At 60.9% G+C, this 18,675-nt stretch carries 24 protein-coding genes; 2 read left to right on the top strand and 22 right to left on the bottom strand.

Annotated features, from left to right (window positions below):
- Positions 1-365: 365 nt before the first annotated feature.
- The 7 genes from QP045_RS00005 to QP045_RS00035 all read right to left on the bottom strand — a co-directional run bounded on the left by QP045_RS00005 (position 366) and on the right by QP045_RS00035 (position 4,967).
- The gene (locus tag QP045_RS00005) at positions 366-818 is read right to left on the bottom strand and encodes a hypothetical protein (protein ID WP_422512904.1); all 453 of its coding nucleotides are present in this window, start codon (positions 816-818) and stop codon (positions 366-368) included.
- Positions 819-968: 150 nt separating this feature from the next.
- Positions 969-1,193, bottom strand: a complete 225-nt coding sequence (locus tag QP045_RS00010; protein ID WP_422512905.1) for a hypothetical protein — start codon at positions 1,191-1,193, stop codon at positions 969-971.
- Between the two features lie 37 nt (positions 1,194-1,230).
- Entirely contained in the window at positions 1,231-1,605 is a 375-nt protein-coding gene (locus tag QP045_RS00015) for a hypothetical protein (protein WP_422512906.1), read from the bottom strand.
- A 306-nt stretch (positions 1,606-1,911) separates the two neighbouring features.
- Positions 1,912-2,664, bottom strand: a complete 753-nt coding sequence (locus QP045_RS00020; protein WP_422512907.1) for a hypothetical protein — start codon at positions 2,662-2,664, stop codon at positions 1,912-1,914.
- Between the two features lie 228 nt (positions 2,665-2,892).
- Positions 2,893-3,699: a hypothetical protein gene (locus QP045_RS00025; protein WP_422512908.1), complete on the bottom strand. Its 807-nt coding sequence runs from the start codon at positions 3,697-3,699 to the stop codon at positions 2,893-2,895.
- 81 nt (positions 3,700-3,780) lie between these two features.
- Positions 3,781-4,569 carry a hypothetical protein gene (locus tag QP045_RS00030; RefSeq protein WP_422512909.1) on the bottom strand — a complete coding sequence of 263 codons (789 nt, stop codon included), beginning with the start codon at positions 4,567-4,569 and terminating at the stop codon, positions 3,781-3,783.
- Positions 4,570-4,694: 125 nt separating this feature from the next.
- Entirely contained in the window at positions 4,695-4,967 is a 273-nt protein-coding gene (locus QP045_RS00035; RefSeq protein ID WP_422512910.1) for a hypothetical protein, read from the bottom strand.
- A 430-nt stretch (positions 4,968-5,397) separates the two neighbouring features.
- Here QP045_RS00035 and lepB point away from each other — a divergent pair, with 430 nt between their 5' ends.
- On the top strand, positions 5,398-6,288 hold the full coding sequence (gene lepB / locus QP045_RS00040; protein ID WP_422512911.1) for a signal peptidase I: 891 nt from the start codon (positions 5,398-5,400) through the stop codon (positions 6,286-6,288).
- 216 nt (positions 6,289-6,504) lie between these two features.
- On the opposite strand, the gene QP045_RS00045 is transcribed toward lepB, so the two are convergent.
- The 9 genes from QP045_RS00045 to QP045_RS00085 all read right to left on the bottom strand — a co-directional run bounded on the left by QP045_RS00045 (position 6,505) and on the right by QP045_RS00085 (position 13,086).
- Complete coding sequence (locus tag QP045_RS00045; RefSeq protein ID WP_422512912.1) at positions 6,505-7,164, bottom strand: RDD family protein; 660 nt, start codon at positions 7,162-7,164, stop codon at positions 6,505-6,507.
- A gap of 278 nt (positions 7,165-7,442) precedes the next feature.
- Positions 7,443-8,441, bottom strand: coding sequence for a GGDEF domain-containing protein (locus QP045_RS00050; protein ID WP_422512913.1), 999 nt, complete (start codon positions 8,439-8,441; stop codon positions 7,443-7,445).
- Between the two features lie 161 nt (positions 8,442-8,602).
- Entirely contained in the window at positions 8,603-9,460 is an 858-nt protein-coding gene (locus QP045_RS00055; RefSeq protein WP_422512914.1) for a hypothetical protein, read from the bottom strand.
- 192 nt (positions 9,461-9,652) lie between these two features.
- Complete coding sequence (locus QP045_RS00060; protein ID WP_422512915.1) at positions 9,653-10,189, bottom strand: hypothetical protein; 537 nt, start codon at positions 10,187-10,189, stop codon at positions 9,653-9,655.
- A gap of 61 nt (positions 10,190-10,250) precedes the next feature.
- Positions 10,251-10,718 carry a hypothetical protein gene (locus QP045_RS00065; protein WP_422512916.1) on the bottom strand — a complete coding sequence of 156 codons (468 nt, stop codon included), beginning with the start codon at positions 10,716-10,718 and terminating at the stop codon, positions 10,251-10,253.
- Between the two features lie 84 nt (positions 10,719-10,802).
- Entirely contained in the window at positions 10,803-11,207 is a 405-nt protein-coding gene (locus tag QP045_RS00070; protein WP_422512917.1) for a hypothetical protein, read from the bottom strand.
- A 53-nt stretch (positions 11,208-11,260) separates the two neighbouring features.
- On the bottom strand, positions 11,261-11,905 hold the full coding sequence (locus tag QP045_RS00075) for a hypothetical protein (protein WP_422512918.1): 645 nt from the start codon (positions 11,903-11,905) through the stop codon (positions 11,261-11,263).
- 18 nt (positions 11,906-11,923) lie between these two features.
- Positions 11,924-12,577 carry a GcrA family cell cycle regulator gene (locus QP045_RS00080; RefSeq protein WP_422512919.1) on the bottom strand — a complete coding sequence of 218 codons (654 nt, stop codon included), beginning with the start codon at positions 12,575-12,577 and terminating at the stop codon, positions 11,924-11,926.
- Between the two features lie 260 nt (positions 12,578-12,837).
- Positions 12,838-13,086 (bottom strand): hypothetical protein, encoded by a 249-nt coding sequence (locus tag QP045_RS00085; RefSeq protein ID WP_422512920.1) that lies wholly within the window; start codon positions 13,084-13,086, stop codon positions 12,838-12,840.
- Here QP045_RS00085 and QP045_RS00090 point away from each other — a divergent pair.
- On the top strand, positions 13,079-13,396 hold the full coding sequence (locus QP045_RS00090; protein WP_422512921.1) for a hypothetical protein: 318 nt from the start codon (positions 13,079-13,081) through the stop codon (positions 13,394-13,396). The two genes, QP045_RS00085 and QP045_RS00090, sit on opposite strands and share 8 nt — an antisense overlap.
- A gap of 46 nt (positions 13,397-13,442) precedes the next feature.
- On the opposite strand, the gene QP045_RS00095 is transcribed toward QP045_RS00090, so the two are convergent.
- The 6 genes from QP045_RS00095 to QP045_RS00120 form a co-directional block, all read right to left on the bottom strand.
- On the bottom strand, positions 13,443-14,126 hold the full coding sequence (locus tag QP045_RS00095) for a hypothetical protein (RefSeq protein WP_422512922.1): 684 nt from the start codon (positions 14,124-14,126) through the stop codon (positions 13,443-13,445).
- 478 nt (positions 14,127-14,604) lie between these two features.
- A complete protein-coding gene (locus tag QP045_RS00100; protein ID WP_422512923.1) occupies positions 14,605-15,861 on the bottom strand; it encodes a hypothetical protein in 1,257 nt (418 codons plus the stop codon).
- Positions 15,854-16,363 (bottom strand): hypothetical protein, encoded by a 510-nt coding sequence (locus tag QP045_RS00105; protein ID WP_422512924.1) that lies wholly within the window; start codon positions 16,361-16,363, stop codon positions 15,854-15,856. Before QP045_RS00105 ends, QP045_RS00100 begins: the two co-directional genes overlap by 8 nt.
- Before the next feature lie 87 nt (positions 16,364-16,450).
- A complete protein-coding gene (locus tag QP045_RS00110) occupies positions 16,451-16,732 on the bottom strand; it encodes a PilZ domain-containing protein (protein ID WP_422512925.1) in 282 nt (93 codons plus the stop codon).
- Positions 16,729-17,373, bottom strand: a complete 645-nt coding sequence (locus tag QP045_RS00115) for a uracil-DNA glycosylase family protein (RefSeq protein WP_422512926.1) — start codon at positions 17,371-17,373, stop codon at positions 16,729-16,731. The genes QP045_RS00110 and QP045_RS00115 overlap by 4 nt, the downstream gene beginning before the upstream one ends.
- Positions 17,373-18,656: a hypothetical protein gene (locus tag QP045_RS00120; protein ID WP_422512927.1), complete on the bottom strand. Its 1,284-nt coding sequence runs from the start codon at positions 18,654-18,656 to the stop codon at positions 17,373-17,375. Before QP045_RS00120 ends, QP045_RS00115 begins: the two co-directional genes overlap by 1 nt.
- Positions 18,657-18,675 lie beyond the last annotated feature (19 nt).

Below are 18,675 nucleotides of genomic sequence, written 5' to 3' on the forward strand. Positions count from 1 at the left end.
GAGGCAAGCTGCACTGGCACTCAGGCCGCCGCCCAGTGCCTTTCTGGCAGCGCCAGGTTCACCCCGATCAACCGGGGGACGCTCAACGGCCAATGCTCGCTTCAGTGCCAGTGAGATCGTCGGACGTTATACGGGTGCGGGGGTCGTCCGAAAGGACGGCCCCCATTTTCTATCGGGCCAGGTGCATCGTGGCGGAGAGACTGGGTGCACTCGACGGCGACTGACGCATCTCGGGACTGGTCCTGTTTTCCAGCTTCGCATGCCCGTTTTCATTGCCGACGATAAAAAAGGGGCCCGAGAGGCCCTCGAGTTTGCAAGGCGCATGGCGGTCTTACAGACCGCCTTTGAAGCCTTTGCCGTGGATCTCAGATGTCGCAGGTTGTGCTCCCGTCCTCCTGAATGAGCGCCGGACAGAAGCTGCCCTGACCTTCTGGGAGATCCTGGGTGCGCCAATAGCAGTAGACGTCGGCATCGGACCGCAGCTCGAGCTGGAAGCTTCCATAGTGGCCGCGATGGTCACAGACTGCGAACCAGCCGGGGATTCCGTTGCTGCCATCCTTCGCATAGGGGCGGCATCCCCCCACAGGGGCGGGATTACGCTTATGCGCCCCCCAATACGATCCCACGGCCTCCTCAAGCTTCTCGAGATTGTCGTCGCTCGCCGTCTTTAGCCCAAGCCGCTGCGCGGCTTCGTTGCAGAGGCTCCAACGAACCTCGTCGGCGCGGGGGTTAGCCGCGATCTGGGCTTTCACGGCCGCGAGAGCGGCCTGGTTCAGGAGATCTGCGGTGTTCGCGGCATTCTGCGTCATAGTGCTCATGCTGTTTTCCTGGTGGATGGGGGTGCGACTGGGGTGGGGAGGTCAGCCTGCAATGCTCACGGCGGGCATCCATGCGATAGCGGCGAACGCCGGTGAGCGCGGCTGAAGCGCTGGCCGGCGCCGCCCATGTGAGCAGAGGCGCCTAGGCGGCTAGGCCGAAGTCCGGATGCAGATCGGGCGGCCACGCGAGGTGTTCTCGATCGACCAGGTGCGGCTCCAGATCCGCGCGCCTGCGCTTCCAGTCAGGATATGGGCTCTGAAGCTGTTGTATTTTCGCTGGTTGATGAGGTGACCGTCAGTGTTCACGCGGTCAAAGAGAGCTGGGTCGATCTGCTGCTGAGGCTTCTGCAAAGCCCAGTTCGTCGGCGGGGTCATCTTTTTCGTCCAGGATCAAACCCTCCTGAAGCGCTGCTCAGATGGAGGGAGGGGCTCCGACCCAGTCTAACGGAACGGAAATCTGGTCGCCGAGTAACTCGCTGACGAGTCCTTCTTCAGCCAGGAACGTGGCCATTACGGTCGTGGGGTCGGACACATCTGCTCGGACTTGCGCAATGTACCCCTCCCCGATCGGGCCCGTGTCGATGACGATGCCGGGCCGGCCGCGAGCAATGGAGGTGTCCTTGCCTCGGATCACCACACCGCTCCTCCCAAGAGCTACAGCGAGGCACCGCTCGACCCGCAGCAGGGGTTGGTAGTCCGTGCCAGACAGATCATGCCCCCGTATGACGATGTGGAATGCTTCGGGCCCGTTGCGCGCAGCGTCCTGCTTCAGGGCGAGAGTAGACATCGGGGCTCCTGTCACTAGGCGGTAACGTCTTGGTGGTGCGATGAGATCGCCTCGTGCCATCATTCGGCGAAAATGGATAGCACTTTCAGGATGGAAGGGGCGTGGCCCTCTTCATCTGTGAGCGGTCAAACCGGATCATCCTCCCTTTCTGAGGCAACAGCTAGTCAGCACCGGCTGGCATAATCGTGATCAAGGCGCTGGGGGTCAACTCGGGGTGGGTTTCATCCATCATGTTCGGACGCACCGGCGCGTAAGGAGGGTGCGCTCCCGCGCGTCCTGAAGCCGTCGATCGCGCCATCTGCTGGCTCAGCGGCGCGGAAACCCCTGTGGGCTGCCATAGAAATTGTTGACGATTTGCAGGCGCGTCCCTCGGGAGGGGAGGGACATCAACTCAAGGGACTTCTTCCAGTCGGCTTCGGCGCGCCCGTAGCGGGCCGTGACGTAATTCGAACCGCCGCCGGCATCCCGGTCTTCCTGATTGTATTCATCGTTGCCAACGATCTCACCGCCGCATTTCGTGTCCCACTTCATCCGGGCGAGCGCCAGGAACAGGGCCTTAGCTACCGGGTGAGAGCGGGCACGTTCAACGGCGTGATTGCCTTCCGTCACGTACCAGTGGATGGTGCGCGCCTTATCATCCAGGGTGATGGTGCCGTTGCTGATCTCGAACATCATGGTCTTGCCGTTGGCTTCGGGGAACATGGCCTTCGTCGGCTTTGGCGGACGGCCGGCGCTGCCCTTCAGGCTCATCGGATCGACATACTGGCCGCCATTTGCGGCTCGTGCTTTCTGACGGTTCGGCTCGAACACGGCCCAGGTTATGACCCAGCGGTCGGAGTCATGGATCCGAAGATCGTCGAGAACCTTTTCGGCGAGCAGCCTCCAGTCGACGTTCCGCTGCCCGGCTGCCGCCTTGATAAGCCCCTCCTGGAGCTGGACCGCGACCGCGAGGCGCCGGCGCTGCTCTGCGTTGTGAGCTTCGCGCAGGGTAGCCTTGAGGGCTGCCCATTCGGTGCGGGGGATGGAAATCGTGCCGCTTTCCCATTCGTTGCTGGACATTGGACTACTCTCTCAGGGCAGGAGGATTGTGCAGACGCGTGATCGATGGCCGCCGGCGAGACCGCGCTCGACGGCGGAATGGGTCACGATCCGGTCGGGGGAGTGAATGCCGTCGAATATGCTCAGGACGGCTGCGGCGTCATGGGCTTCCCGTCGACGAAATAGCGCGTCGGTTAGTCGGCAGGGTCGGTTAGTCGGCAGGGTTGCTATGGGTATGACGCTCAAGCGTCACTCTTTTTCCCTTTGCTGCATCTTCGGAACCGGGCCGCGACCTTCAATCCACTGCTCAAGTTCCTCGACCGTGAACCAGCCGAAGTTGTTGAGGTTCTGCTGAGATGGGTTGAGGAAGAACTTGACCGGGTGGACGCTGTGCTTCGCCCTCTCATGATCGATCCAGGCGGGAGAAAGGGCGTGGTACGGTCTCCCGCGGCCGAGGACGCTCATTCGGCCAATCGACTGCAGCTTATCCGCGATCCCGGTCGCGTCTGCTGCCGCGAGGAGGCGCCTGCGATCTTCAATTTCCGAGTTGAACGCCTCGACTAGGGCAGTCGGCACAAGCGATCGTCGTGCAAGGCAGAGGTGGCCGTAGCCAAGGTCAATACTGCCAGAGATCCAGATGGCCAGATCGCCTGTTGCGAGCCCCTCCTGTACGAGGTCGATAATCCGGCGTCCTTCATCGCCGTAGCCCCGGATCGCGAAACTCGCATCGTCCCAGGCGCCGGTGATCAGGCTCAAAGGGCTATAGCGTCGGCATTCCTCGACCGCGTGCTCAAGGTTGCCTCCCACGCAAAGCGCGGTGCTGGTGCTGCGTAGCTTTTTCGCCTTGGAGCCAGCATCGAGGTAGAGCTTTTCCTCGTGCGTCAATTCCGTGCGCTCGAAGCTCCCAAGGGAGGGGATGAGGTGCTCATCGAACGTCCGAAGGCCATGAGAGTCCGGTTCGGGGGCGCCCAGGCGACGCAAAAGCGGGTCGATGCCGATCTGGTGCTGACCGACACTGTCGGGAGCGAGATGCACGCCTGCGATCTGCCCTGCCATCAAGAGAGCGCCGCTCTGAGCTTGATTTGCTGCCATCATGGTGGTTGGTTTCCTGCGGGTTCGACCATTGGTCGTGAGCGGCTAAAAGCGGGTGGATCCTGCGCTGCCTTGCACATCCTCATGGGTCACCCATTTCTCACCATCGCGAGCGATCGTGACGTGGGCGCCGTCTTGCTCAAGCTGGACGCGCCAATACCCCAGATCAAGAAGGGGCTGCTCGTAGACGACGTTGTACACCGGAAAGATGGCTCCCTCGACGTGTACGAGGTCGCCGGTGAGGGGCTGGTCGAAGTACTGAGCGGGGGCTTCAACACCCTGGTACTTCCGAAAATAGACAGCTAGCGCCAGCGTGTGGGTGGGGAAAGCGAGGACTCGGGGTCCCCAGGAGATATCGATACTGAGGGTCTCTGCGTCGGGAACCCAGCCCTTGAACTCGTTGACATGCACCGGAACCGGATTGACCGAGAACGTCAACGACTGGCGCTTACCCGGTGGGTACATCGGACCAGAGCCGCGCGAGCAGATCAGGTCGAGGTCGCTTCGGCGGACGTCATTATCCCGATGAATCTCTTCGCGATACTCACGCATCGCAGCGTCGTCGACTCCGTCATCCGTGGCCTCTTCGAAGCCGCCGGTAAGCCCAATGCAGCCGAGCTGCGGACCGTGCCCGCGGACGGGGGTGAGTATCCCGATCCGCTCACCGTCGGTGACGGTCTGAAGCAGCACCCCGATCGGCGTAGGGTTGTGCCAGCGAAGGTCACCACAGGTTGCGCATTTCCGCGGCCACTCAGCATCAGGGTAGGCTGCGCCGCAGTGATGGCAATGCGAGTAGGGAAAGGGCTTGGCGGTAACGTTGGTCGGTGCGTGCATTGTTCGCTGTCCTAGGGGGAAGTAGATCTGCTGGCCTCGACAGCGGGGTTGATCCCGATAATCCGGACACGGCATAATTCACGGTGCGATCTCGATGAATCGAGATCTCCGCAGGAGAGAGCGGGTCAGGTTCGGCGCTGGAAGTCGCCGAGCACCCCTCCCATGATGTCTGGAAGAACATCGGCGAGCGTCGTGCGTACCAATTTTTCGAGCTCGAGCGTCCTGTCCACTGCAGCCACGACACCCTCGGCCTCTTCACGAGAGCATCCTAGCCTTTCCTGGACGAGGATTAGCCGCTCGTCCTCTGTAGGTTCACGTCCATGCTGAACTTCGAACCGGACATGCGAGAGCATGACCCCGAGATAGGTGGGGTCGGCGGGGTGTAGAGCGCTTGTCATCTATCTTTCCTTTCTACCGTGTGGTCGAACCCTCGCGTGGCGGAAGTCCAAGAGGATCGCGCAATCAAAGGCGTCAGCCGGGCACGATCATCAGTGGAGCGAACGAGGTAATCGTGCACGTCCTCGTTGATGAACGGGGATCATCGTTCTGACGCAGTGGCAGCCTTGATAGAGAAGGGTATCGCTCCACCGATCGCACGCATGGCTGCGTGAGCGGTCGCCCGCGACGGGTACAGAAAGGCCCCGCCTCGATCCCTTGACCATTCTGGGCCGTACGGGTCGACCAGCCAATGCCCGGTAATTTTATTACGAACAACACACGGTTTGTCGGGCCTTTTTTTCCTGACGCGGCCCATTTTCAGATCGGGCATTCCGTTCTCCGGCACTTATGATGTTTACGGGAAGCCAGCGACATCCTAGAAACTGTACAATGTCCTCAACGACCGGAATCAGCAGAATCGATGCACCGCCGGTCTGGCGGTCAGCAACGATTGCGAACATTCGCCTTGTGATTATCTGCGCCCTTGTCGCGGCACTAGTGCGAAGCTTCATCGTGGCGCCATTCGTAATTCCGTCAGAATCGATGTTGCCCAATCTTTTGGTGGGCGACTACATCTACGTCACTAAATGGACTTACGGATATAGTCACTACTCGGCGGGGTGGGGGCTGTTACCCAAGGCCGGCCGAATAGGCGGAAGAGATCCGGAACGCGGTGAAGTTCTGCTGTTCGCCGGGACAGGTGACCCGTCTATCACCTTCGTTAAGCGCTTGATCGGGCTACCCGGCGATCGCGTTCAGATGCGCGATGGTAGGGTGTGGCTTAACGGGCAGGTGCTACCGTCGGAGCGGCTGAAAGATCTGTTGATCCCGATCACGCCATATACATCCTGCCTCGTCGTTCCTGGCATTATCGATTTGAGAGACCGAATGCCTGATGGTCGCCCCGCCTGTCACTACCTCCGCCGCCGGGAGACCCTGCCGAACGGGAGGTCTTACGTGGTGCTGGATTTCGCTACCGCGCGATCGGACAACACTGAGGAGTTTCTGGTCCCGGTGGGCCACTATTTCGTGCTGGGCGACAATCGGGATAACAGCATGGACAGTCGATTCACCGTTGAAGAGACGGGGGCTGGCATGATTCCCAGGGAGAATCTCATCGGTCCGGCGGCGGGGGTCTTCCTCTCCGTCGATGGCTCAACCTCGCTCGCCAGGCCATGGACTTGGTGGAAGGGGACACGCTGGGACAGGAGTGGCTCTATAGACGGACGTCCGGAAGAGATTGCGGGAACCCTGGTCGAGGGGCTTCCTGATCTTCACTGAGATGGTCGGCGCACCCTGCGAGCGGCGCGATGAAGTCGCGAATGGGGTGGGCATTGATTTCGACATCACCGCGGCACTTCGAGGCAGCGTGGCACCCGGGCGCTCCGCTTCTCGCGTGTTGTCGCGCGGGGCAGGCGAGCGCCACGGGGAGGTCGGTCTTCTCGACGACGAGGTCTTGGTCGCAGTCTTCGCGTCGACCGATCAGCTGCTCCGCGATTAATACTGTTCGGATGCCTGGTCTTCGGACGGAGCATCGAACGATGTGTCGTACTCTGTGCTTTCAGCAGTCGAGTATCCTGCCCCCGAATCCTCGAGCGAAGTCAAAGCGACAGCGCCGAAATGCATCGCCAGTGCGATGACAGCAACGATGAAAGTGCGCCCTAAGTTCGAGCTCACATTGATGACGCGCGTGTCGTTCGCCGAATCCCACGATACGAGGCTTCCACTATCGACCTTACGATAGTTTACCAGGGCGGCAATGACGACGAAGATCGGTATGCCGAAGGCGAGCCCGTAGACGTAGAGCTGGAGGTTTCGCCTGAGCGCTACTGCAAAGGGGATCTGTCGATCGTTCGAGACCCGAACCTTGATGCCGGCAAGCGCCTTCCCTGGCGTGTTGCCGAAGGCGGCTAACACCACGGCTTCAAAAAGAAGTGCGATAGGCGTCATGACCAGGCCGAAGAGCGCCGTCCCTCCCTTACCTTCGAATGCAGGCTGGGCGGCGAAGTCCGGAAATGCGAATGCTACCACGATCCCGGCGATCGTGGACCAAACCGCAAGATCGAGACTTCTTGCCCAGTACCGCGGCCAAGGCCGCGCGAGCGGAACGGAAGCCGCATCGGTATCATTTTCGGTTTTCGCCAGAGTGATGCTCATAATTTCTCCTGATTAAGAACGTCAGCGCGTATGATCGACGAGAGTGAAGAAGTTCTACCCTTCCGGGCGCATTATAGCTGCGGTTTAATAGAAATGGACTGCTGCAGCATCGTCCGCGTGCATCTAATTACCGGCAAGCGCTTAGCTGACACTGGGAAAGTGGCATGAGCGTCGCGCTGGTTCTGATGTGAGTGCAGGTCGTTGGCCTGGCGGTCCTGCGGCGTCGGGCTCAGCTTAGTAGACGATCACACGACCGAGAGCGGCGGATCGGATGTGGCCTACTCAGCCGCGCCGGCGATCTGGATTTGATTCCGCCCCTGCTGCTTCGCCCGGTAAAGTGCCCGGTCCGCGCTCTTCATCATAGAGGCGGAGGTGGTGCGTAGAGGCGGACCGGATATACCCGCGGAGAAAGATATGCGGCCCAGGGTCGCGCCTGTGCCTTCGACTCTGAGCAGCGTGCGGCCGATCTTCTCCCGGACGGCATCAAGGCGCCGAGATGCCTCGCCGCTGTCCACCCCGCGGAAGATGAGGACGAATTCCTCACCGCCGTAGCGGCCGACGAACGGCGACCCCTGGGTAGACCGGAGAGTTCCGGCGACATACTTGATCACACGGTCACCGACATCGTGCCCATGCTGATCGTTGATGCGTTTGAAGTGGTCGATGTCGACGAGCGCGACGGCTAGGTCGGCCTTGTTGACGTTGGAGTTGTCGACCGCCTGCTTCAAGGCGGCATCAAGAGCGCGTCGATTGGCGAGACCGGTTAACGGATCTCTGTCGGCATGCTCGCGGGCCTCGGCCAGCGCCTTCCGCAGCGATTGCGCCTCATTGTAGGCCGTCTGGATCTGGTGCTCGAGATCGTCGCTCTTGCGGATCATCGTCTTGGTGGCAGACACGAGGGTGGCTACTACCGATGCTGGGTCCTCGCGGAGATCAGCACCTCTAAGGACGGCACCGTACTCCGATGCGTTTTGGCCCGAGCGGGCCGTCAGGTCGATGATTTGCCGGATCTGCCGAGCTGCGTTTTGGGCGAGCGTCGTAAGGCTATGCGGGTCACCTTCCCTATACGGGATCTCCTTCAGGGCACCCGGTGTGATAGCACCATGACGCGAGATCGCTTCCTCGACCTTGCGACTAAGTTCGGGATCCTCCCCCGACAGATGGCGACGGAGCAAGTCGTAATGGACTGTGGTTGGCTCCAGGCCACCCGCTTCCAGCATCTCCCCGATACGCCGATAGAGGTCCGTACCGGTCAGCGGGGGTGTTTTGCGGGCCACTCGGCCTTCTCCATTTTTCATAAGCACGTGGTTCGAGGCGGGCGTCCGCGATGTACAGGCCAGCACGCCTCGGTGAAGGGCAGAGAACCGTGGTATCCGCCTTTAGAATGAGGACCGCCCGTGGTGCGGAGCGGCCCTTGCATTTTATAGAACGAACGCTCTTAGAGGGTCTCGTCTTCGAGCGGCTCCTTGAGCAGCAGTTCATCGAGGTCCGCCTTGAGCGGGTTCGACTCTTCGCGCACGACGCCGAGATCGGCGATGCTAAGGCCGCCGGCCGATCGCAGAGCATCACCTGCAATGCTGCTGAAGCGAAGGGAGGGGCTCGTCTCTGGAGTAGGCGTCGGCGCGGACTTCGGGGCTTCGACAGGCGCGGACTCGCGGCTTCCTGCCTTGGTGTCTCCCGCGAACTTGTCGGCGAGAGCTTCGAGAGCGATCGTCGTCGCCACGACCGGGTCTTCGCACGTGGCGGGGACGGTTGCGGACATCGGCGCGGGCGCCGAGCCGACCTCGGGGACTGCCACGACGGCCGGAGCTTGGGGTTCGCCTGAAGCAGTAGCCGGACCGCGAGCAGGAATAGCAGCTTCAGCGGGGGGTACGAGGGCGGTGGTGGTCGGAGCGAGGACAGCCTGGGAACCCGCCATGCTCACCAAGGTCAGGCTGTCGCGCACCGCGGTCGAGAAGCTTTCCGGATCTGCCGGATCTCCGTTGATCCGCTGAAGAAGAACCAGTGGGGTGTTCGGAATCGAGGAGTGCACACGGTAGCCGCCTGCGACTTCGTCACCGTCGTGGATCGACGAACGGACGAGCGATGTTCCGGTCTTGGACACCATGGCGGGGATAGATGAATCCAGAGCGCCTTCGAGCGCGATCATGAGGAAGTCACCTTCCACACTCTGAACCCGGCCCCTGATGGCGACTTGATCGCCCTTCCTGTAAATCGTCATTCTGCACCCCTGTTTGAGATCGTAATGGTTATAGGATGGGACTCCCTCGGTGGCTATACGGATCGCAAGACGCATGTCATTTTAGGATGACCCCCGATCCGGTTCCCAGTCAAAATCTCTTCGCGGCTTGGGGGGAAGCAGGCCTGCGCCTCTCACGCGAGGTCAAAGCGTACCTTCCGGGCGATCAGAAGTCTGTGTGCGGGGGCGCCAAGGCTGTCGCCGATCCACGATCACGAGGATCTCAGTGGCGACGAAAGTAGCGCCCACTCAGGGTTCGACCAGAATGATGTAGGAGTCGGGCAGTACGATGCTGCCTGGAAGAGCCTGTGATTTCTTGATGATGGCCTGAGGGCGCCCGTCGGCCGGAACGACACCGGTGACCTCACTGGTCGGTCCTTTCTCGCGCGTCATGTAACCGCCAGAATCCATGGTCAGCATGGAATCAACGATCTCGGCATGGACGCCGATACCTCCACTTTGCGCAGGGCCATAGGACAGGCGGATTTCACGTTGGACACCCGGGATAGCCGTCAGACTAACGCCACGGTCGACGTAGACGGCTGGCTCGCCTCCGAGGCGGACGGTCTGTTCATGGGGCTTTCCGTCGAGGATCAGTGGAACACGCGTCCCGGACAGCGCGCCCTGGTCGAGCATAGAGCGGACCTGGGCCGCAAGAGTTGCGCTGTCGAGGGCTTCGAGTTGCCCCGGCATCGGAGTGATGACCAGCGTCAGGCTGCCCGCCTCCTGAGCGGTCGCCGGCGTCGCCGCCAAAAGCCCTGCGAGCATAAGGATGATGTGCTTCATGCGATTTTCCCAACCAGTTATCGTGTTCCCAAGGGCGAGATTGTTCAGCGAAGCAGGACAGTCAGTGGTCTCTTGAGCACCGCTCGATGAGCGCACGAGAGTGCACCTCGATCCATTCTCGCATGATGTCGACGGGAACATATCCGGATTTGCCCTTCATCGAGAGGATAAAGGTCATCTTGAACGGCTGGTGGAGGCGCCACGCCAGGCGCGAGATGCGCTCCATCTTCGGGGTCCGGACCGACCACAAGTGATCGTGGGTCTCGGCAATGCCATACGCTTCAGCATCGAGCCGTTCGAGCAGGGCCTCATCCACCGGGTTCGGCGCAGGTATGAGCGCGCAAAGGGCCGACAGAGCAAGATCGGAGGACTTCACGCAGTCGGTACCGAAGTCCAGGCCGTTGGGGGAGTGATAGATGACGTGGCGCACATTGGCGAATACTCCGGAGGATCCGCGCTCGGCGATGAGGCCAAGATCTTCTATCGTGTGCCAGTGCTCGGTGAGAGCATTGAAGTCATGCATCGCCATGTCTGCGTCCTCAAGCGCAGGCATACCATATCACGAACCAGGCTTTCGCCAAGCCGGGCGAGAAGCTTGCTCTGAGAAGGTAGATCAGTTCTCACCCGGTGGCTGGGCGGCCTGCAGCGAAGGCAGCCAGTCGTCGCGCCACACGCTCGCGACAAGGTCGCCGGCGTGGCCTTCCTCGTTCCGCTCGTGAAGAGTGATGTAGCCCAGATCGTCACGTTGCACGATCAGGGCAGACTTCACGGCAGTGGGATCACCGTGGATCACGCCTTCATCTGCGTCCTTGTCGGTGCGTACGCCAGGCGCGGCCTGGCCGGCTTCAGTCACAGAGGCTGCGGCGTTCAGCGCATTTATGATCGTATGGACCCGCTCTACGTGGGTCTCGACCGTCTCACCCTCCAGGAACCGAACGACCACGATCGGAGCGGCATCGTCGTCGTCAGCGGCGTAGATCTCGGTCTCCTCACTGAGCGCTCGAAAGGTGTAGATCATCTTGGTTCCTCTCGAGGATTTGTTTTCGTGGGCGTCCGGGCTTAGGAAGCGTCTCACATCTTGGGGTAGATCTGCAGGAAGCTCCGCGCGACGGCGACGTTCGCCGAGATACTACCGAGTGCTTCGATCTCTTCCGCAGTGCGTATCTCGATAGCGTCGAGCCATTCTGCCAAGGTTGCGAGGCCGTTCCCCGTTAATGGCCCCCGCGCTATTGTAACACTCGCAAGTGTATGCCATCCTAAAACAGCTAGGGTCCTAACCGCCAGTCCCGTGTCGATGCTGGCGCGAATGAGCCCGAACCAGGAGATAAATTGGTGGTTGAAGAAAGAATGACGTTTGCCGTCCGCGAGCACAAAACGGCAGTCAGGTTCCTCTATCTCTTTTTCATCCTGACGTTGATCGCTTGCGTGATAGCCGAGGTGGTCGCCAGGATGACCACCGGTGACATGTCGTTCGCTACCTTCAGCTGCTTCGTCCTGCTTTTCAATGCAGCCGTTGGCCATTTCATCGCGGAGAGCATTTACAGAAGGCACCCCGTCGCTCGTTCTGTGACCGACCGCGGCGGTGAGACGCGTTTCGGCAGCCTTTCTCCAAAACTCGTTTGCGGCGCGATCCTGCTGCTGTCGCTTATTTCCACTGGGATCATGATCAAGGTTTTCGCCCCTAATCCCTAAGCTCAGGCGACGATGCCCCACCACCGGGCGCTCCAAAGAGCATCAGGTGGTGGGCGCCGGGCACTTTGCGGGCATGCTGGGGCGGGTGAGTACGCCTTCAACAAAAAGCATGTCGATCAGAAAGCTTAGATCGCCGAGCTCCGGGTCCAACCAGTGTTGGGGTGGTTCGCCTCCGGCGAGAATGCCGTGGAGCGCGAATCGTCTCATCGTTGCGCAAGCAAAGTCGGCGGGGAAGCCATGGGGCAGCGTATGCAGGACGGCTCCGTCTCCCAACATTGCCGCGATTGCAACGACTGTCGTTCGATGTCCTTTAGCAGAAGGGTCATACTTCTGACCCATCATCTCCTCAACCAAGGATAGCGTGGTGCGGCCGTTTGGCATGCCCGCCGGGGCCTCGACGTCGACGTAGTCCTCTGACGCGTGGTCGTTCATACGATCGCTGAGACTTTCGGCGCATTCCGCCTCCCGGTTCGGGGAAGCAGACTTCGCTCCGCGGCCACCCTCGCGCGCGGCGTTCTTAAGGGCCGTCCGGGCCTTGCTGCCCAAGAGACCAAGCCGGTTCACCATCCCCATGACGGCGCTGCGGGAGACATCGCCTAGCACGTCTGCGATTTGCCCGGACGTCTTGCCGTTCGTCCACATCTCGGTCACGGTTTGCTTACGGTCCGGCGTCCAGGTCACGTGATTGATCTCCAAGATACTCGAAGGGAGGAACGCGTCCCGTGCGTTCCTAGATTTTCCGCTGGGGTACGTTGGGTCGCCCGCGGCAGGAGGACTCTTCGCCTGAAGGAAGAAGAACAGGCGTCTCGTCCAATTTCATGATGTTCGGCAGTCCGTAGGCCGGACCGGCATCGGCGTCGTCGCGATGTCTCAGGTCCGTAGCTCAGGAGTTGTCCGCGCCATTCATGATGTTTGTTCGTCCTCGATCTGATCCACTGTTTGGCGGATCAGGCCCCTCAGCGCACGCCCAGGAGACGGAGCAGCTGCATCACGCGGTACGCAGGAGTGGGGTATGCGGTGTACAGCTGTGCCTGGCGCAGCGCCGCGCCATGCGCGAACGAGAGGCGAAGCTGATCGCCGAAGCTGCTGTCCCAGCCGCTGTCGCGCGGAGCCTCAAGGAGCCTCTCGCTCAGTCGGGAGATGAGCCTTAACGGCACGAAGAAAGCGTAGACGACGAGAAGAGCAAAAGCGTTGAAAATGAACATGGTTTCTTCCTTTGGGACTTCCTATTTTCCCTTCGGTATCACTACCGACCCATATTCATCTTCAATATGCAGCGCCACCGGCGCAGGTACTTTCTTCTTCTGGTCCTCTGTGGCGCATGGCGCGGAGAGCGGCCGCGACTGCTCGGCCCACGTCATCGCCGAGCATGCCGGTCATGCTGTGGAGCTTGTCGATGAAGCGCCCGGGCGTGGTTATCCGCAAACCGAGAGTAACGAGCCGCATGTCGCAATTGACCATGCAATGAACCTGACCCCTTTAGGGTCTCTCGTCAATCTTCTGGTGACGTCCTGAGTGTCTATGCTGGCCTTCGAGCCGGGGCATCCGCGATCCGCTAACGCTAGGGGCGCGAACAGATCTGACGCGCGTGAGGCCGGAATTTCCATCGCGCCCGCGCGAACGGTAGGCCAAGGCGGCGGACGTGCCCTCTCCGCGCCATTGCTTTAAGAGCATCTTGAACGTCCTGTCGGGTGTTACCTTCTCGAACGATGAAGACGGCGCGCGAGCCAAGAGCAAACCGTAAGGTTGTGATTGCCGAGGCGACGTCCTCATGATCCTTTTCCACGGCATCATGAAGTTCGCTGACCGTCATTGCCCGGTTTCCGCCGGCAACCAGACGCAGTATCCGCTGATCCAGCCTTTGTTTCTGTAGGGTCTTTGCTGCCTGGATCAGGACCGTCTGGAGGTCGAACACACGCCGGCGGAGGCGTCTCGCCTTTGAACCGGTATGCCAGGCTTTGTGGGAAAGCTCGTTGATGAGCGATTTGAACTCTGGATTGTCCGGACTTGCCGCAGCGTAGCCGCGCAGATTAGCCGCGATGGCAGGGGAAGCCCAGCAGGCTGCCTTTGTGGTCTCAAAGAGGAATGCTAGCTCGTGGCTATGCTTTTCGAGCAAGGTCGGCGTGGCCACGGGAATCTGCTTTTTGAGGACAAGCAGCCTCTTCTCGCTTCGCTCGATCGCGAGCCGCTCGTCATCAAGGGTCCTACTTATATCGGCAGCCTCGGCGTAAGTTAACTCGCTCACTCTTTTCCCCTCCGATCTCGATCTCCGATCACGGCTCCGCCGAGTTTCGGGTCATCGCTCGCTCATGCACTTCCTGAGGTATGTGTCCCAATCCCGACGGTAAGCCCCGTACGACGAGCAGCGCTTACGTTTATCGGTGTCCAGGAATAGAATTGCTGACGCGCGGCTTTCCGGGCTCACCAGCCGTTGTGCGTGTACGATCCCGCTGCTCAGCAAGTCCAGCCGCTCGCCGAGCGATTTTGCACACCGCGAACTTGCTGACGCAGCCTCCAGTGGTGCGCGTGCCGGCGCGGCGTCTGCGAGCGCGGCGAGGGTCTCCCGGACAATGTCTTCGAGCCTCGCCACTTCGTTCGACGCGTTGTCCGCCCCGCGTTCTGTCACCGCGCGTGCATAGTTCGAGAGGCAGTTTGTAGGGGTCACGCTTTATCTCCGGCAGATTGAGGTGGAGCGCTGGTTGCCGTCAGACAACCTGAAGGACTCAAGCGAGTGAGGCCAGGAAGCTTAGCGGTGAGGCAAGCTGGGAACTGCGCAAGGAGAAGGCGCGGTTCCAAAGGTAGACATCTACCTTCGCGCCCTGATGGGTCCAGGGAGAGATATCGAAAGATGGAGAGCCGGCGGCGTCGACGCAGTAAAGGATGAAGGCAGCGCGCTCCTTGCCCATTGCGGACAAAACGGAAGCTGCGTCGCCAGCAACTTGATAACCCTCGTCTTCGATCCGGCGAATTCCCTCGGCAGCGTCAAAGGGAATGTCCGACATGGGGGGAGAGATAGGTACCGAAACTGGGTCTAGGTGAGCGGTCCAGGTTGACCCTCGGGCGGTGAGAGACAGTACGGGTATGTCCTCTGCACCCGGTAGATCGACAATCTGGGACAGCCGCAAGGTCCCCTTCTGAGCGAGGGCGTTAAGGGCCACGCCCATCGAATCGGGAATTTCGAGGCCGGAGAGCTCCATGTCGGTGAGCTCCAGTCCTTTAACGCACAGGACAAAGGAGGCCCGCATGTTGTCCGCGGGGGAAGAAAGCTCGAGGCGGGCGATAGGTAGGCCGGTTGTGAACGCCAGCTCGGGTAGGACGAAGCTTGAAACCCGCTCTTTTCCAAGCCCTCGCATCCAGTGGCTGACTGCTTCTGCAGCTGGACGGGTAAGGCGTTGCAGGAGGTTAGCGAGCACCGGCGATGCATTGGGGTATGCGACGGCGGTGTCGTAGCCGAGACCTACCTCGCGAACGAGCTCTTCGCGAGCGTCGCTAAGGGATTGGGCGAAGGTGCGCGGGTCGGATGGGAGCTCCCGCCAAAACCACCCATGTTCGGACTGGAGACGATAGGTTCCTTTGTCCCAGGAGATCCGTTCGTTGACGCGGGGAGCGGCCGGGTGAAGACGCTGCAGGATTGCGTGATCGTTCACTCGGGAGGTGCCGCTCAGATAGCAGGCGACGTCCTCTGGTACAGATCCGAGAACAGGCGCGAATGTCGGCATGCGCTTCGTGGTAACATACCGCCTCCGGGCTTCGGTGCGATCTTCCGGCTGGAGATCGCGCTGCACAAGCCGGGCAAGGATCGTCGCATCTTCAGAACTGGTCGTGAGTATCCACAAGTCCTCACAATGCGGGCGGAGCGGCTTCCCGATCCACCGGACGGTGGTTTCATTGATTAGCGAGCGCCACTGGCGGACGACCACCGCGTAGAAATTATCGACTTCGATTATCGGGATGTCTGATAGGCGGCGCACGTCAGACACCCTCCAACCGCAGGCAACCGATGTCGATTGGAGTGGCTTGGCTCAGGAAGGCTCGAAGCTGGTCGACGGCGGTTTGCGGGGTGTTCGCTGCGTCGAGAAGGTCAGCCAGTACGTCGACGTACACAAAGGGCTTTCCATCGCCGTCGGCCTGGCACTCGGAGGGGGCGGGCATGCTGGGCTGCCACCAGACTACGATCCCGATCTCGCCGGCATCGGGATCATGTTCGCGGCGGAAGACCAGATCATGCTCCTGACAGAAAGTTTCGAGCGGCGGCAGTTTGCCCCATTTAGCGGAATCATTGTAGAGGCGGAGCGGCTCATTGCTCGTCGCCGCCTCAATGATCGCCTCGCGCAAGGCGGCAAGTCCGCGGGCATCCACGTTCAGCCGATCGCCGTTCCAGTCGAGTGCGACGCCACAGGCCGCAGCAGCATTAAGAAGGCCATGCAGGCGGTTTGCGGGAAGATGCCCGCCGATGGCAATGTTGGTCGCGTAGCTAGACATGGCAGGAGCTTTCCAAGTGTGGGTTGCGGGTGTCTGACGGCCGGCGCGGCGTCGTGCGCTTTCGCGCGGATCGGCAGGCCGATGCTGCTATTGTTTGGTGAACATGCCCTCCGGAGGCGGGGCGCTGAACCGTATCCCGACCGACGTGCCCTGCTGCCACACAATGTCGCCAGCCATCGCGTGCTCGCCGCGCAGCAACTGAACGGCGATGTCGCTTTTCCGGAGCGGCTCGCTTAGCTTGAGGCGGCATCCCAGAACGGAATGGTCACGGACCCGCCCGGGGATCCGCCGACCACCGATTTCGACAGTTATGGCGAAGAGAATGCTTCGCCGCGGCTCACTGCGGTTCTCAGGAAGGTGGTTGTTCATGCTGCCTCTCGAAAGTAGCGCGTCTCGCCGAACCGTGTGACGAAGTCTGTGAGTCCGCGCTCGAGGTCCGCCTGCGCGGTGGATACATGGAGACAGTAGGCGGGGTTCCAGCTGAGCTGGACCGGGATGTTCAGGCGTCCCTGTGTCCACGTCATCGTCGTGCCCACGTAGGGCGTGATGGGCTCGCGCAGGCCGATCAGCGCGTCGATCGCGATCCGGCCTAGCGCCAGGATTGCTCGCGGTTTCACCAGCGCGATCTCGCGAAACAGAAAGGGCCGACTGGTCGAAACCAGGGTGGCATTTGGCGTCTTGCCGTCGAAGGGGGTCCAGTGCACCGCATGAGAGATGTGGAAGTCCGATAACTGCAAGCCGGCCATCTTCATGGCCCGAAGCATTGGCTGGCCATTCGGCCCCGAAAAGGGGTGTCCGGTAACCAGATCTTCCGGTTCAGGCCGCTCGGCCAGGATCATCAGTGGGTTCACCGTGCGGGTACGCTTTGGCAGCGCCGCCACGCATTCGACAGCGGCCGGATGCGCGTCGAAGGCGCGTAGTGCTGCGCACAACTGAGGTACTGAACGTGCACGAGCACTTGCAGCGATCGCGGCCGCGACCGGGATGCGCTCAGAAAGATGGAACTGCACTATTTTGCCTCTCCGATGTCCTGACTACAGTGGATCCCCTTGGTCGGGGAATGATATCCGCTCGAGAAGTGGTGGATCAGGAGCTGCTCGCGTGCGATGATCACGGGACCCAAGCTGAGCGGGAGCCAGGGGGATATATCAACCTTGCAGGCGTCTTTGCTCAGCAGCGTCCTGAAGAGGTGCAGTCGAGCAGAGGGGGCAACCTGCGCCAAGAGGCTGAACACCACGCCTTCGATCCGCAGATCCGCCGGAGCCTCGAGAGCCTTGAGCATCTCCAATGAGACTTGCTCATCATCTTTCGGCGGCACGGGCGAAGGGAGCGGTTTCACGTCGACATCCGGAACGAGGGTGAAGCTGCCGTCTTTGCCGTGGTGACGGATGATCAAGTGATCGAGATCCGGCTCGCCCCATAGCTTCGAGGCTTGAAGCCCGACGACTCCCGCGAGGACGGTCTCGGGAAGTTTGACCGTCAGGGTCAGCGTTCGGTCGACGATCGAAGTGTCACCGTAATATACGCACCTTGCAGAGATCTGATTGGTGCTACGTACCGCCTTCAGTTCGAGCCACAAGAGATCGCGTGGGGTCGCGATGGTCGCTGCGGCGATTACGAGGGGCGGGATGGTATGGTGTGCTTCAATCCCGGCGCGTTCAACCGCAGAGCGCCAGCGCTCGAGCCGACAGGCACCGTGCCAGTCCAGCCGCGACAGGATCTGAGCTACGTGCGGCAGACAGGTGAGAGTGGGTGACTTCGGGGCCGGCAGCTTCGCGAAGCGCCGGTATCCTTTTTCGACTTGCTCTTCCCAGTCGGGGCCGTCCCGGAGAACGATGCGCCTCAAGGAAGTTGAGCCATCCTTCGTCGCGGTAAGGCGACTCATCCGGTAGCACTTGTCCTTAGCGTTCCACTGAAAGTTGACCGCAGGGCCTTCGGGGGCAGGATGAAGGCGCTTCAGGCGAGCATCGTCGCAGTCTGGCCCGAAAGTGTCGAATACGACGGCGTGGCCAGCGCTCACCAAAGGCTGTACGGCTTCACGATACGTGGGCGCTCGGGCAACGGTTATCTCTTTGGCCGTTACGTAAGGATATCGAAGCACGGTTGTGTGCACTTCCGCTGCGCGCTGTGCATCGTGACACAGGATGTAGAGGTCACATTCCCGGGGCAGTCCCTCGTTCCGGGAATCTGTGCCGCAGTAAAGCCCCAAGAGGCTGTGATAGGTATGCCAATCAGGCACGACGACGGCCCATGTGCCGCCGGCTAAGCCGACGACATGTGGGGGTAGTGACATGTTGCTCTCCCGAAGGCTT

The sequence above is a fragment of the Sphingomonas sp. 3-13AW genome (assembly GCF_049311085.1).
Lineage (GTDB): Bacteria > Pseudomonadota > Alphaproteobacteria > Sphingomonadales > Sphingomonadaceae > Sphingomonas.

What these genes read in the sequence shown, in the direction of transcription:
- QP045_RS00005 (WP_422512904.1), bottom strand. Translation starts at nt 818, where the DNA reads ATGAGCACTATGACGCAGAATGCCGCGAACACCGCAGATCTCCTGAAC.
- QP045_RS00010 (WP_422512905.1), bottom strand. Translation starts at nt 1,193, where the DNA reads ATGACCCCGCCGACGAACTGGGCTTTGCAGAAGCCTCAGCAGCAGATC.
- QP045_RS00015 (WP_422512906.1), bottom strand. Translation starts at nt 1,605, where the DNA reads ATGTCTACTCTCGCCCTGAAGCAGGACGCTGCGCGCAACGGGCCCGAA.
- QP045_RS00020 (WP_422512907.1), bottom strand. Translation starts at nt 2,664, where the DNA reads ATGTCCAGCAACGAATGGGAAAGCGGCACGATTTCCATCCCCCGCACC.
- QP045_RS00025 (WP_422512908.1), bottom strand. Translation starts at nt 3,699, where the DNA reads ATGGCAGGGCAGATCGCAGGCGTGCATCTCGCTCCCGACAGTGTCGGT.
- QP045_RS00030 (WP_422512909.1), bottom strand. Translation starts at nt 4,569, where the DNA reads ATGCACGCACCGACCAACGTTACCGCCAAGCCCTTTCCCTACTCGCAT.
- QP045_RS00035 (WP_422512910.1), bottom strand. Translation starts at nt 4,967, where the DNA reads ATGACAAGCGCTCTACACCCCGCCGACCCCACCTATCTCGGGGTCATG.
- lepB (WP_422512911.1), top strand. Translation starts at nt 5,398, where the DNA reads ATGTCCTCAACGACCGGAATCAGCAGAATCGATGCACCGCCGGTCTGG.
- QP045_RS00045 (WP_422512912.1), bottom strand. Translation starts at nt 7,164, where the DNA reads ATGAGCATCACTCTGGCGAAAACCGAAAATGATACCGATGCGGCTTCC.
- QP045_RS00055 (WP_422512914.1), bottom strand. Translation starts at nt 9,460, where the DNA reads ATGCGTCTTGCGATCCGTATAGCCACCGAGGGAGTCCCATCCTATAAC.
- QP045_RS00060 (WP_422512915.1), bottom strand. Translation starts at nt 10,189, where the DNA reads ATGAAGCACATCATCCTTATGCTCGCAGGGCTTTTGGCGGCGACGCCG.
- QP045_RS00065 (WP_422512916.1), bottom strand. Translation starts at nt 10,718, where the DNA reads ATGGCGATGCATGACTTCAATGCTCTCACCGAGCACTGGCACACGATA.
- QP045_RS00070 (WP_422512917.1), bottom strand. Translation starts at nt 11,207, where the DNA reads ATGATCTACACCTTTCGAGCGCTCAGTGAGGAGACCGAGATCTACGCC.
- QP045_RS00090 (WP_422512921.1), top strand. Translation starts at nt 13,079, where the DNA reads ATGAACATGGTTTCTTCCTTTGGGACTTCCTATTTTCCCTTCGGTATC.
- QP045_RS00085 (WP_422512920.1), bottom strand. Translation starts at nt 13,086, where the DNA reads ATGTTCATTTTCAACGCTTTTGCTCTTCTCGTCGTCTACGCTTTCTTC.
- QP045_RS00105 (WP_422512924.1), bottom strand. Translation starts at nt 16,363, where the DNA reads ATGTCTAGCTACGCGACCAACATTGCCATCGGCGGGCATCTTCCCGCA.
- QP045_RS00110 (WP_422512925.1), bottom strand. Translation starts at nt 16,732, where the DNA reads ATGAACAACCACCTTCCTGAGAACCGCAGTGAGCCGCGGCGAAGCATT.
- QP045_RS00120 (WP_422512927.1), bottom strand. Translation starts at nt 18,656, where the DNA reads ATGTCACTACCCCCACATGTCGTCGGCTTAGCCGGCGGCACATGGGCC.